Source organism: Streptomyces sp. NPDC000134 (genome assembly GCF_042899225.1).
Classification (GTDB): domain Bacteria; phylum Actinomycetota; class Actinomycetes; order Streptomycetales; family Streptomycetaceae; genus Streptomyces.
Map to the genome: position 1 here is coordinate 10,632 of NZ_JBIAZN010000017.1, position 13,753 is coordinate 24,384.

At 65.2% G+C, this 13,753-nt stretch carries 8 protein-coding genes; 3 read left to right on the top strand and 5 right to left on the bottom strand.

Translation table 11 applies throughout. The annotated features are described in order from the left end of the window. The first annotated feature begins 481 nt into the window (after window positions 1-481). Genes ACFY32_RS24285 through ACFY32_RS24295 form a run of 3 tightly spaced genes read left to right on the top strand, consistent with a single transcriptional unit; the run spans window position 482 to window position 6,478 of the window. Window positions 482-1,657 (top strand): RNA polymerase sigma factor RpoD/SigA, encoded by a 1,176-nt coding sequence (locus ACFY32_RS24285; protein ID WP_390675232.1) that lies wholly within the window; start codon window positions 482-484, stop codon window positions 1,655-1,657. Continuing rightward, the gene (locus ACFY32_RS24290) at window positions 1,654-4,704 is read left to right on the top strand and encodes a DEAD/DEAH box helicase (RefSeq protein WP_390675233.1); all 3,051 of its coding nucleotides are present in this window, start codon (window positions 1,654-1,656) and stop codon (window positions 4,702-4,704) included. The genes ACFY32_RS24285 and ACFY32_RS24290 overlap by 4 nt, the downstream gene beginning before the upstream one ends. Window positions 4,705-4,723: 19 nt before the next feature. After that, window positions 4,724-6,478, top strand: a complete 1,755-nt coding sequence (locus tag ACFY32_RS24295) for a hypothetical protein (RefSeq protein WP_390675234.1) — start codon at window positions 4,724-4,726, stop codon at window positions 6,476-6,478. 119 nt (window positions 6,479-6,597) lie between these two features. Here ACFY32_RS24295 and ACFY32_RS24300 read toward each other — a convergent pair whose 3' ends face one another. The 5 genes from ACFY32_RS24300 to ACFY32_RS24320 form a co-directional block, all read right to left on the bottom strand. Beyond that, the gene (locus ACFY32_RS24300) at window positions 6,598-7,164 is read right to left on the bottom strand and encodes a hypothetical protein (protein WP_390675235.1); all 567 of its coding nucleotides are present in this window, start codon (window positions 7,162-7,164) and stop codon (window positions 6,598-6,600) included. Between the two features lie 56 nt (window positions 7,165-7,220). Continuing rightward, the gene (locus ACFY32_RS24305; protein ID WP_390675236.1) at window positions 7,221-8,879 is read right to left on the bottom strand and encodes a DEAD/DEAH box helicase; all 1,659 of its coding nucleotides are present in this window, start codon (window positions 8,877-8,879) and stop codon (window positions 7,221-7,223) included. Window positions 8,880-8,893: 14 nt separating this feature from the next. Beyond that, a complete protein-coding gene (locus ACFY32_RS24310) occupies window positions 8,894-11,227 on the bottom strand; it encodes an ATP-binding protein (protein ID WP_390675237.1) in 2,334 nt (777 codons plus the stop codon). A 362-nt stretch (window positions 11,228-11,589) separates the two neighbouring features. Then, window positions 11,590-12,255, bottom strand: coding sequence for a very short patch repair endonuclease (locus tag ACFY32_RS24315; RefSeq protein ID WP_390675238.1), 666 nt, complete (start codon window positions 12,253-12,255; stop codon window positions 11,590-11,592). 191 nt (window positions 12,256-12,446) lie between these two features. Next, the gene (locus tag ACFY32_RS24320; protein WP_390675239.1) at window positions 12,447-13,736 is read right to left on the bottom strand and encodes a DNA cytosine methyltransferase; all 1,290 of its coding nucleotides are present in this window, start codon (window positions 13,734-13,736) and stop codon (window positions 12,447-12,449) included. Between the last annotated feature and the right edge of the window lie 17 nt (window positions 13,737-13,753).

Consider the following 13,753-nt stretch of genomic DNA (forward strand, 5'->3'; position numbering starts at 1 on the left):
TCCTCCACCTGCCGCCCTTTGAGAGGAGCCTCAGGGTCCGCCCACGATGATTGGACTCGGCAGACACCGACCGCGAATTCTCTCACCGCGTGATAGCGGGACGTCAGAAAGTGCATGCGCCAGCGCGCAAGGAATTCTGTGTGCGACGAGCGGCCTGCGAGCGCGTACAAGGCGAGGTTGCCAGCCGCTGACGCGGAACTCCTCGAACACATGATCTAAGATCGAGTTTCAGCCTGTGCGGCAAATGTAGCGGCCCGGAGGCGGCGAGTCAACGAGTCGGGCCTAACTCTCATATTGGCCTTCCTGGGAAGCATTCCGGCAGTCGGCCTTAAAAGGCGTTGAGTAGCCATAAATTGAACTTCCGCTTGCGCTCGCTAGATCTGCGGTCCTAGCTTTCTTCCACTGGGTCGAGGGGGCGGGGAACAGCATCGCTCGGCGTCCAGGAAACTCGTTTTTGATTTCAGGGGAGGGCGTCTTCAGCGTGGAAGACGTGATCGAAGCCTGCGTCGAGGCGTTGCTGGAGGACAGTGAGCGCCTTGGCCGACTTGAGCGCGCTCACGTAGTGCAGGTGGCCAGCCGCCGGGGTATTGATCCACAGCGGTTGGGCCGTGTCCTGGCCGTCCTGCGTGAGCACGGGGTGCTGAGCGAAGAACCGCAGAACAACGCTTTGGCCAGTGGCGGAGCCGAGGCGGACGCCAGGCCCACGGGCTTCAGCGGTCGAGAACAGTCGGACGCCTACCCGGGGCGGCTGGGACGTCATCGGATCCTGGCGGCCGAGGAAGAGGTGGCGCTGGGGCGACGCATCCAGATGGGGCTGCGGGCGGAGGAGTCTCTGAGGACGGAAGAGCCCGCGGCCAACTGTGAGGCGTCCGGTGATGTGGCTGAGCTGATTCGTGACGGCGAGGAAGCTCGCAAGACACTGGTCCGGCACAACGTACGCCTTGCTATCGACATCGCGAGGCGCTACCTGCCGAGTGCTGGCGACCTGGAACTGGATGACTTGATCCAGGAAGGGGTTCTCGGTCTCAACCGCGCGGCGGAGAAGTTCGATCCGACCATGGGTTACAAGTTCTCGACGTACGCGAGTTGGTGGGTGCGGCAGTCGGTAACCCGGGCCATCGCGAACACCGGCTCCGTGGTGCGCTTGCCGGTGCATGTTCGTGACGACCTGCGCCGCGTGGAGCAGTACGCGCGACGTTTCGAGGAGCGCAATGGGCGCTCCGCCACCGTGGTGGAACTGGCCGAGGGGTTGGGGGAGAAGCCGGAGAATATCCGCGCACTGCTGGACTACTCCGCCCCGGTTATCCACCTGGATATTCCGGTAGACGAGGAGGGCGGCGCCACGCTCGGCGATCTGGTACTCGCGTCCAAGGTGGAACGGCCGGAGGACGAGATCATTCGGCGGCTCTTGAAGGATCAGATCTTGGGGACGATCGGCGCCATGCTCACTGACGCCGACCCACGCTTGGCGCGGTTGTTGGAGGGACGGTTCGGCCTGGACGGCGAGGATCCCATGACGCTGGAGGCGTTGGGCAAGGAATTCGGCTGCACTCGTGAGCGGGTGCGGCAACTGGAGAAGAAATTGCTCGAGCGTCTGCGGGATAGCTGCCGCCTTAAGCGGCTGACGCTGGAGTTTTTGGCGATGGAGGCGGCGTGACGCAGGACGCGGTGGATGCACAAAGCCGGTTCGTGGACTGGCTCGACAGCCAGGTAACCGCGGAGGGTCGAGGCGATCGGGACGACGTCCTGGACGCGGACCCTGCCGGGGTGTACTGGTTGGGCCGGCTGGCTCCGGAAAGCGAGGCGGCCACAGTACGCAGGGAGCGGCGCATGGACCCATGCGCGATTGGCCTGCGAGTGCGGCCTGAGGGCGAGGGGCCATGGACCTTGCGGGCGCGCGTGCGGGCGCTGGCCTGGAACCAGGTGCGGGGTTCGGAGGGACGAGGCGAGAAGTGGGAGAAGACGGCGTCGATCGACGTAGTGTTGCCGATCGAAGTCCCCTTGGGCGCTGCGGGAGCGGCCTTCGGTGGGCGCCAGATCGCCGAGGCCCTTGATGCCGCGGGGGCGGTGGGCTCGTGTGCGGAAGTGCGCGTGACAGATGAGTCCTGGCGCGGCAGTCCTGAGCTCGTGGTGGAACTCGTGAACACCACGCCTGAGGGTTCACGTCAGCGAGGCGAGCGCCATCTCTTCGAGGTGGAACTGACGGTCCTCGACCTGTTGACCACTCCCTTCCTGCTCGAATCCCTGCCCGAGAGTTTTCGCTACGACCGGCGCCTGCCGGCCATCGGCATCAACTGTGGCGTGGCTGTCCAGAGCGCCAATGAACTTGTAACGACCGATCAGGTGGTTGTTGATCGATGCCGTCCTGAATACACCTTTGAGCGAACCGACGCACGGCTCCTGCCGTTGACCTTCGAGAACCTTGCCCAAGAACCGGTGGCCACCCTCGCGCGACTGGTAGAGGCGTACGAGGCATGGGGGCTTGAGCACTGGTCTTCGGACGCCTTGCAACGCCGCGCCACAGAGGAATCTTGGAAGCCGGAGATGCTTCAAGAAGCCGTAGAAGCCGCTGCGGAGCATACGGCCGAACTCCAGCGGCTACGTGCGGGCGCGGCCGTTCTGGAACGGGACGCCGATCTACGCAACGCCTTCCAGCTCATGAACCGCGCCATGCGCCGCGCGGCCCGTGGGCGCTACGCCGGCTGGCGCCCGTTCCAGATCGGCTTCATCCTCTCAGTGCTGCCCTCCCTGGTGAATGAAGGTGAAGACTGGCAGCAGGTGGAGATCGTGTGGTTCGCCACCGGTGGCGGCAAGACCGAGACGTATCTCGGTCTGCTCGTCCTAGCCGCCTTTTACGATCGGCTACGCGGGAAGCTCGCAGGCATCACGGCCTGGAGTCGATTCCCGCTACGCATGCTGTCCCTCCAGCAGACCCAGCGCTTCGCGGATGCCCTGGCCGCAGCCGAGCTGGTGCGTCGCGAATGCACGATCGGTGGAGAGCCTATTTCCCTGGGCTACTTCATCGGCGCTGGCGCGACCCCGAACGAAGTCCCTACCGCGCCCACCGATCACAACCCCATCGACGTGGACGAACCTCGTATGGCGGACCGTTACCAGGTTCTCACCGCCTGCCCTTTCTGCGGGTCCAAGGAGATCCGCATGAAGTTCCACCGCGGTGACTGGAGCCTGCGTCACCTGTGCGTCGCGACTGGGTGCCCCAGCGAAGGCAAGCCGCTACCGGTGTACGTCGTCGATCAGGAGATCTATCGCTTCCTGCCCACCGTCGTTATCGGCACGCTGGACAAGGCCGCTCTGATCGCCATGCAGGGCGGCATGCGGGGATTCTTCGAGGGGCCGGCCGGGCGCTGTTCACGTCCCGGCCATGGGTTCACTTACGCGAAGCGAGCCAAACGGCCAACCGGCTGTCTGGTCCCCGATTGTCCTGGTGACACCACCCCCCTGGCAGCTCGGGACCGTGCGCGATTCGCCCCCTCCTTCCGACTGCAAGACGAACTGCACCTGCTCCGGGACTCCCTCGGCGCGGTGGACTCTCACTACGAGTCGTTGCTGGACGCCTTGCAGACGGAACTCACCGGCCGAGCCCCGAAAATCATCGCCTCGTCGGCGACTCTCACTGGATTTGAGCGCCAGGTGGAGGTCCTGTACAACCGACGAGGGCGTGTCTTCCCGGTTCCAGGGCCTTCCGCTCGCGAGTCCTTTTGGTCTCGTGAGACGGATCGGCTGCTGCGCAGGTTCGTCGCGGTGTGGCCGCGCGGGGTCACACTCGAGTGGGTTTCAGACCGCACTACGACCATCCTCCAGCAGTCCGTACGCCGCCTGCTCGACGAGCCCCAGGCCGTATGCGCTCAGGCAGGCGTCGACCTCGTCCACGTGCCCATGCTCCTGAACCTCTACGGCACTCATGTCGTGTATGGCAATACCGTGCGTGATGTCGAGGCCGCCCGGCGCTCTCTCGGAACCCAGGTCCCCGTAAGCCCACTCAACGCCGCCCAACTCACAGGGCAGACTCCTTTCGAAGAAGTGCGCGAGACCCTGCAGCGCCTCTTGCGCCCGGAGGCCAACTTCCTGGAGCGCCTGCACATCGTCACTGCGTCCTCGATGATCTCGCACGGCGTGGACGTCGACCGGCTGAACGTGATGACGGTGCTCGGTGTGCCGCTGACAACTGCGGAGTTCATTCAGGCTACGGCCCGCGTAGGACGCGCTCATCCCGGCTTGGTTTACGTCATCCACAAGATCGGCCGCGAACGAGACTCCGCCGTCTTCTCCCAGTTCCGGCCCTTCATCGAGCAGGGCGACCGCTTCGTGGAACCCATCCCCATCACCCGCGCCAGCCGTCGTGTACTGGAGTTGACTACCAGCGCGGCAATCGAGTCCCGCCGTCTGTTCGTCCACGAACCGCGTTCTGCTGGCGGACGGTTGACCACCGTGGACCTGCTTCGCAAGTTCACCACCCAGACAGGCTTGACCGCCGAGGAGGAGGCCAGAGCTTGCGCCGCCGCCCTGGGCGTGGCTGAACAACACCATCTGACCTTCTCTGACGTTTCCCGGCAGCTCGAGACTTACTTCATGCGCCTCGAGAACCCCGGAGACGGAGCCAAGTGGCCCAACCAGCTGCTCGCGCGCGCCCCCATGCGTTCCCTGCGCGATGTCGAAGCCCAGATCCCCGTCAGCGACGACTAACCACAGGGAAGGCACAGCGATGAAGGACGAGCGCAGCGGATCCCAGATCCTCTACAGCTTCCTCCCGCAGCAGACCGCTGACCTCAAGGGCGGAATCTGGCGCACCACCGAATGGAAGGACCCGCGCCCCGTTGATGTCGAAGACTCGATCATCAGAGGCCGCCTAATCTCCGAACTCGAGGGCTGGGTGGGCCGCGGCTTGGACGCCACTGCGGTGAACTACCTGCGCGCGGGCGGTCCGGTCGAAGTCGTCCGCGTTAATCCCGAACGAGGAGTGCGCGTCGAGCGCTTCCCCTTGGTATGGGTGTGCAGAGTGTGCCGGCGTGTAGAGACCGGCGCCGCCAAGACCTGCCAGTGCGGGAACAATCACTGGCGACAGCTGCACTTCGTCGGATTCCACGATTGTGGACTGCTGGAGCAACCAGCGATTCCTCTATGCCGTGAGCATCGGCAGGTCCGCATGCCCCATCAGTCGAGCATGGACGCCGCGCGCATCCGATTCGAGTGCCCCGTCTGCCAGAAGGAGATCCAGAAGGGCTTCGCATGGCGCAAGTGTCCCTGCGGGCGTAGGTACTCCGAGGCCAAGAACGCTGAGTACCTACGCTACAACGTCCATCGATCCGCCAGCGTTTATACGCCCCAGACCTTCACGCAAATCAACCCAGCAAGCCGCGCCGCGATGCGCCGTGTAACCGAGTCTGGGGGACCGCGTCGTGCCTTGGTTTGGGCCTTGGGTGGTTTTGAGGACTCCCGGCCAGGCGCGGGCCGCCAGACCGAGACCTCCCTAGTCGACCAGCTCGTCGCTTCTGGGCTGACCCGCGCGGTTGCCGAGAAGATGGCCGCTGTGGCTGGCGAAGCAGGTGAACTGGGTGCTGAGGAAGACTTCGGCGAACTCGCCAGTGCCCCCAGCCTGCAAATCGAGGCCGCTGAACGGGAGGCCGTAGACGTCGCCTTGGCGGCGACCGAGAAGGGCTCCCGCCAGCGCATTGCCGACCTCATCACCCCTGCGACTCCGGTCGCCGTTCGAACCCGCTATGAAGGCGATTATCCTGCGGCTCTGCGGCGCGCTGGCCTTTCGGGGGTGGATTTGTTCACAGACTTCCCCGTCCTCAAGGCCGTATACGGGTATACAAGAGGCGGAGGCGAGCCTGGTACCTCCCGCCTTAGTCTGTTCACGGGAAAGAGCGGGCGACGAATCTACGCTGATCTACGATCCACTGAGGCGCTGTTCTTCCGCCTCGATCCGCTCCTAGTCCACACCGTCTTGCGTCAACGCGGGCACGTGCTCCCGCCAGCAAGTGACGCACGCACCGCACGCACTGTTCTCGCCGCCCACGTGACCCCGCCTTCTCGCTTTAGTGACCCGGAGGACGCGTCGCCTGTCGGCCGGGACCTTCTCACCCTCATCCACTCCTACGCACACCGGGCTATCCGCCAACTCGCTGTCTTCGCTGGTGTCGACCGAGAAGGACTGGGCGAATACCTCATCCCTCGACACAACGGCTTTTTCGTTTTCGCTGCCAGCCGCGGCGATTTCGTCCTGGGTGGCCTGCAAGCTGTCTTTGAGAACGACCTACACATTCTGCTCGGCAGCATCGCTGGCGCCGAATCCAGATGTGCCATGGATCCGGCCTGCGAACGTAATGGCGGCGCTTGCCCCGCCTGTTTGCACCTAGGCGAGCCAGCGTGTGACCACTTCAATCGATACCTGAACCGCACTGCCCTTTTCGGCCCCGACGGCTTCCTCGCCACCACCGCACACCACAAGTCATGACTTGAACGCCATCGCCTCGGCGCTCGCCCTTCCAACCAGGTGGGGCGAGCGCCGGCCTCACCCTCCAGGGCCTTGGCCTGCGGAGCTAGGCGGCTGTGGATGATCCGGAGGGTCGTGATCTATGGCATCGTGATCAGGACGGGATTATCGATCATGGAGCGGTGCAGGTGATCGAGATCGACGCCGCAGTGATTCGCCAGCCGAGCCTGACGCTCGCGCGTGTGCTGGGAGATCGTCTCGCCGTCCCTGGTCGTGATCACGATGCCGGGGCGGGTGGTTGAGTCGATGGCCTCATTCAGCGCTGCCCAGATGAGGTCCTTCAAGACCCCGGCCTTACCCCAGCAGATATATCGCGTGACGTTGCCGTCAGTGGCGAGACAGTGGTTGGGCTTGCCCTCCACCGAGTCCGGGACAACTGACCAGTCAGTTCCGCAGAAGAATTGGACGATCTCGTCCGCCCCGCGAAAACGCCGGCGGACGTACGGGACGAAGTTGCCGATACCCTCCTGAGCCCTGGCGTACTCCTTCATCGGTACGTCCTTGATCCATACCCGGACGTCCTGGTCGCTGGCGAACCTTCGCAGCTCCCCGCCGATGTCTGGGTCATCGAACCATCGGCGGTACTGAGCGGTCTTCCCGGGGTTACTCAGGAACTCCCAATCCAGCTCGTCGGCGGTGCGGTACATGCTGAGGAGGATGCGACGTCGAAGAGCTTCCGGAAGGTTGAGCTGCGGCAAGGCGGCTACTCCAAGGCGGCGAGGGCGGACGGGAACTGCAGGCGGTGCTCGTCGTACGCGGTTTCAAGACTGGCCGCGTCCTTGATCCACTCTTCCATAAGGGTCGCAACCCGTTGGTCGTTGAACTCAATCTGTGATGGGGCGACTTGGCCCAGAACCTCGACCTCGCCGCCCTCCAGGCTTCGCTTCATGTTGAGGGCTGCCGCGATCCGGCGTAGATCGCTGACGAAGTCCAGCACCGTCACGCGTTCCTTGCCCTCCCGGAGTCGGAGCCCCCTCCCCAGCTGCTGGACGAAGATGCGCCGGGAGTGAGTCACCCGGGCGAAACAGAGGATGTTGACGTCGGGGACGTCCACCCCCTCATTGAGGATGTCAACCGAGGTGAGGATGGGGACGTCGCCGCTACGGAAGGCTAGGAGGCGGCTTTGCCTCTCACGTTTGGCCAGGCCGGCGTGCAGGGCCAGCGCGCCGGACCACAAGGGAGTGCGACGCAGTAGTTCGGCCAGTCGCTCGGCGTGCTCAACTGTGCGGCAGAACACGATGGCTCGCGGATTCGCGGTTGCCGCCCACGCGGCAGCCAACTCATCACGGATGGACTCATCTCGCTGTGGCAGGAAGAGGCGGGCGTTCAGGTCAGCCAGACCGTACTCGTGCTCACTAGCCGCCTTCACGACATCCCAGTCTACGTTGTCGACGAACAACCGGTAATCCACTTGCGCCAGATAACCCCGACGCATGCCCTCCTCGATGCCGAGCGTGAAGCTCGCCGGTCCGAAATGGTGGCTGATGTCGTGCGAGTCTCCTCGCCAGGGTGTGGCCGTGACTCCGAACTGCCTAGCGGTAGACAGCACGTCGAGCAACTCATCGTACTGACCGTCCTCGCCGACGTGGTGAGCCTCGTCAACCATGACGAGTGCCGGCCGGTAGCCGAAGCGGGCGGCTGGCAGAGCGGAGCCCACCGTCGCACACGTCACTCCGGACAGGTCGTCCGGGCGAGTGTCCCCAGTCAGGAGACGGGTCGGGATGTCCTTGGGGAGGTGTCGCCAGAGGGCGCGCTCCAGCTGCTGGACGAGATCCTTGGCATGAGCGACTACGAGAACCTGATCCGTGGGGTGACGGCGGAGGTGCGCCGCGATGACCTCGCCGCCGACCACGGTCTTGCCGAGCCCCGTAGCCAGGATGAGCAGGGCGCGTCCGTGTGAGTCCAGGTCCTTGTCCAGGGCCCAAAGAGCCTCGGCCTGGTAAGGGCGAGGCGTCACCTCTCCGAAGCGGGGCGGGATCCCTTTGAAGCTGCGGGCGAGGTGACCGCCCTCCCAGAGGTGGATGCTGGGACGGATACGGGACAGAACGTCGACTCGGCGCCGGGCTTCCGAGCTGAAGCGGCTGTTGGTTCCGACGACGGCCTGATGCGCGCTGTAGTGGTCTCGCGCGTTGTCGACCTCGTCCACGGCGTCAGCGCCGACGACCCCCCGTCGCTTCCACTTGCACTGGAAGACCCACAGCTCTCCCTTCCGACGAGCGAGGACGTCGCCACCCTCGTCACCGGAGCCATCGATAACGGCGACGTCCGTGAAACCGAGATGCCACAGGAGCCGCTCGACACGCCTAGGGAACTGCAGTGGCCCGGCGTCGAGAAGTGGGCCCGGGTCCAGGAAGCTGTGCATCGCCTCTCCGATCCTCAGCTGTCGTCCGCGAGGTCACGGGCGATCAAGCGGCAGCTGACGCGAATACGCCCCAACTCTTCTGGAGTGACCTTCGGCCGGTGCTGTGCGAGGAGCGCCAGGTCGCTCAGAGGGTTCATCAAGCGTTCCACGATCAAGTCACGGGCGTCCGAGGCCGACAGCGCGGCATAGGAGCGTCGGAAGACCTTTCCGTCCATAAAGAGGGCTGGCGACTCGCTGATGACGCGCAGGACGGCACTGGCGGGAGCGAAACGGATGAAGTCGCCATTGTTCACCGCCTCGTTCCAGTCGAGCCCGGGCTCGGACTCCAAGGCGAAACGCTCCTCAGCGGCCTCCCTCTCATCCGCTCGCAGTTGCAGCCAGTGAACAGCAGGGGTCTCCGCGATCACCGGGGCCATCAGGGTGCGGATCCGCTCCAACAACCGCTCGGCCTCGTCGGCCATCGCGGTCGGGGTGAGGCGGGGGCTGGAGGAGCGCTCCTTGAACAGGAGCAGCAACTGCGACAGCGGCGTGGAGTTGTCGTTCTGCCGGACGCGCATGTACTCGGCCGCCTCCAACAGCGCGATGTCACGCATGTCCGCCCCGTGCTCTCGGTAGAGCTGGTGATCGGAGTCGACGAAGACCTCCAGCTGCGGAGAGCGCAGCATGATGGCGAAGGCCGGAGTCTCCTGATCCTTAGCGTTGGTGAGTCGCTGGTCCCGCACGGCCCAGACCCTCAGTTCGATCCGACCCATCTCGGGAATCAAGTACTCGCCGGCGAGGTCGGGGAACTGGTCCGCGTTGTCGCGATAACGCTGCAGCCGTTGTTCCAAGGTTTCTGCCGGCGCCGGATCGTCGGCTGGCGGTACGTCCTCTGCCCCAGGGACTTCCTGATCGTCGTCCTCCTCGCCAGGAGTTACGGGCCCAAGGCCCGGCAGGAGCTCGTCGGTGTCGCTGTCCGAGTCGGAACCCGGGTCGTCTTGGTGCGGATGATCGTGGCTGTAGGCCGCCTCGTACCAGATGTCGTCGCTCTGGTAGTCGGGATGGTCGTCCCGAAACAGCTTCGCCCACTGGACGGTCTTCTCGTGGATGGCTTCCTTGCCGTTTCCGGGTACCAAGTAGTTCAGGCCGGGGTCCTGGCGGCGGAAGCCCGAGTACAGAAGCGCGAGCGGACTGTCGTTCTCCGGGAGCTGGCGCCGCTTGGCGATCTCCGGTCGCAGCGGGCTTTCCCCACGAATGGCCCGCAGCACCTGGTGCCACTCGGCGGTCTCGAACTCGAAAGCTGTCTTCTGGTAGTTCGGGGTGACGTGGTCGCAGTGAATCTCCCCGACGATGCGCCCAGTCGCCGCTTTGGAGTCGATCGGATACTCGAGTTCCGGCTCGCCGAGGCCGTCCTCGTCGGTCCAGTAGAAGACCCGCTTGTCCTTGAGGAGGATCTTCCGGCCGTTGCGCAGGAAGTCGATGCCATAGTCCGTGCGGTGCACGTAGCGCTGGATCCCGAGCCAGCCCCAGATACGGCGGGAACGAACCTCCAGCCGGTCCTGGTCACACTCACGGCAGCGATCAACGTCGAGCGGGTTCCAGTACCCGCAGGCCATGCACGCCTTCTTGTCCGAGAGGGGGACGTCTATGCGCTGAACGGCGCTGATCTCCACGCCTCGCCGCGTGACGGTGCGCTTCTCGTCCCAAACGCAGGGCTTCCTGGGAGGCAGCTTCTTGCCATTGATCGTCAGCCGGAAGCCCCGCTCGGTGAGGAGGTAGCTGTACACATCACCCAGCTTTTCCCTGATCACCTTGAGGGCGTTGGGGCGACGAAGCGCCTCGAACTGCTCCCCCTTGAGGTCGCTGATGGTGATGACGGTCCCATGCTCATCAGGGTTTGCCTTGGGCACCTGGCGGTACGGAGCCTGGTAGGCGGCCGACGCCTCGATCTGCGGAAGATCAAGCGTGACCTCGGTCCAGTAGGAGTCGCCGGAACGCCCTGTACGGACGACGGTCTTGCGACCGAGGCGGGCGGTCGCGATGTTGAAGCCCATGCCGAACAGGCCGAGAGCGCCGTGTCGGCCGTTTCCGCTCCAGCCGGCGCTGATCGCATTACGCACCTCGTCCAGACTCATGCCTCGGCCGTTGTCCTGGACGATCACTTCAGCCGTAGACCGGGAGTCCTGCGCGGTCGGCAGCGAGATGCTCACGGTGGGCCTCTCGCCGCCCGTCTCGGGAGAGGACTGGAACACGTCGAAGGCGTTGTCCACGAGCTCGGCGAGGCACTGCCAGGCCGCGAACTCGATGTCCCCCAGGACACCGAGGATGCGGGGGTGCGGCATCACGTTGATGTACTGGCCCTCAGACATGCGTCGTTGCTCCCCGGGTGACCGCGTCGTCCTTGATGAAGTGCGTATGACCGGCGGGGACTGAGCTTCGCGTTGCCCGCGACTCGCCCCCCGAGATACCTCGCGTCAGCATGCGTTTACTCTACTGACGCCCACTGACAATCAGTTCGGGATCCGCAGGACCAGCCCGCGCACCAGCGGCGACGCACCGCCGACGATCCTTCCTCACGCATGCCAGACTGGTTCTCATGATCCGAGAGCCCGCCGAGGTAACCATCGATGAGAACGGCCGGGTCGAGCTGCCCATGGGCCTACTGGCGGAGGCCGGCCTTGGATGCGGCAGCCGTCTGCTCGCCTATAGCGCGGGCGACGGCCGCATCGTGCTACGTCGCGCTGAGGACGCCGTCGCCGACCTTCTGGGAGATGGCGACCTGTGAAGCACGCGTCTTAGGAGCCGTGACCCGGCGCCGCGCCCTCACGAGGGCGATGATCTTGTCAGCCGCCTCCGATGGGTCCTCGTGCTCCCAGACCCGCACAGGCAGCCACCCCGACTGCTCCAACAGGCGGTTGGTCTCGGAATCCCTCGCGCGGTTCCCCTCGATCTTGTCTCGCCAGAACTCCTCGTTCGTTCCCGGCCACCGACAGTGATCCGGACAGCCGTGCCAGAAGCACCCATCCACGAACACGGCCACCCTCACGCCGGGGAAGGCCACGTCAGCCGTTCGCCGCACACTCGCCATAGGGCGATGCGAGACGCGGTATCGCACGCCCCGCTCATGCAGGTGTTTGCGTAGGAGCTTCTCCGGGGTCGTGTCACGTGATCGGTTACCCCGCATGGAGGCACGAACCGAGCGGCTCGCCGCCCAGGACGACGCCGGCGTTTCCTCCTCGGGCAGCACGTGGCCGCGCTCGATTGCCCTGCGCCAAGCCTCGGCGAGGTTCTCGCGTCGGGTGTCGTGGTCGACCTCCCCGAGGTACACGGGCTTTCGCGTGGTCCCCCTGTCCGACCAGCGCAAATAGGCCCGGATCCGGCGGGTCTTGGTCAGCATCTTAAGCTCGACAGACGCGCGCGCTCGGCGGCCATCGCCCAAGTCCACCCAGCGCCGGTCCGGCCCGCCCGCGGCTTTGTCCTGCTCCGCCGTCGCTTGAGCCCTCGTCCTGCCAGGTCGCCCTTTCCAAGCCCGCTCGGGTGGCTGCTTGTCTTTCCAGCGGGCCTGGCGCGGAGTCGCTTTCGCGGAGGTCACCGCTTGCTCCGCGCGTTGTCCAAGGCGGTAGCCACTGCCTTAGCGAAGACCTCGCCCAAGAGAACCGGAACGGCGTTCCCGAGCTGACGCATCTGCTCTCCTCGTGGACCCTCCAGCACCCAATTGTCCGGGAACGTCATCACGCGAGCCGTCTCCCGGACGGTCATGTACCGGTGCTTGTACCTCCATCCGCCCGGAGCGGAGGGGTCGCGAACGCGGTCGTCGGTCAGCATCACCGACTCACCGCCCGGCACCCCGTGGACGCCCGCCTTCACCGTTTTCGCCGGGCGGTCCAGCTCGTTGGGAGTGTGCCCCTTGTAGATGCGCGCGCCGGGCCAGCCGATATGGTTCGTCACGCCGCCCAGGTAGCGCTCCTGCCGGTCGAGGTGTGCCCAGGGAACGGGCGGCAGGGGCGGCTCACCGTTCAGTCCGGCGAGCGCGTCACGGAATGTCCTCCAGGGAAGGAGTGACGCCTCCTCGGTATCGAAGGCGGTCTGCTTCGGCAGCTCCGCCATGACTCGCTCGCGGACGTGGTCCGGCACTTCGTGGCGGTCCCAGTAGTCGCCCTCCCGCATGGAGCGGACCAGGGCGGCATGTGAGTGGGTGGGCTTCACGCTCCGCTCGAACGCCTCAACGTCCACCCCGAGGTCTCGGCGGAAGGCGACGATGATCACCCGGTTCCTGACCTGCGGCACCCCGTAGTTCGCCGCGTTGACGTTAGTAGCGACGACGTCATATAGCTCGTGGCCTCCGGATGGGTCGGAGGTACGTCCGGCCTTCAAGTCGGCATCGTAAGCACGCAGGAGCGCGTCGTGCTCCTGCCACGTGCTGTCCGGATCGCGTTCCAGGTACGGATAGGCCAACTCCCGCAGGATGTACTGGAAGTAGGGCTCGAAGGACTTACGCCGAAGACCGACCACGTTCTCGCAGATGACGGCCTTCGGCTGGATCTCGCGAACGGCACGGAACATCTCTGGGAACATGTTCCGCTTGTCCTCGTCCCCCTTGGCGATCCCCCCCAGGCTGAACGGCTGACAAGGCGGCCCGCCAGCCAGCACGTCAACCTTGCCACCCAGGTACTTCATGTCGAGCGCGCGGACATCGCCTTTGACGAGGGGGACGGGCCCGCCAGGCTCCGGGATCCACTCCTCCGGGCCCCGCTCCTTGGCGCCGTTCGCCTCCAGCGTCTCGCAGGCGCGTGTGGCGACCTCGCTGTAGAGGAGCGGCCTGAAACCCGCCCGCCCGACGGCCATGGCCAGGCCGCCACCGCCGGCGAACAGCTCCACCGCCGTACGGTCAGGAG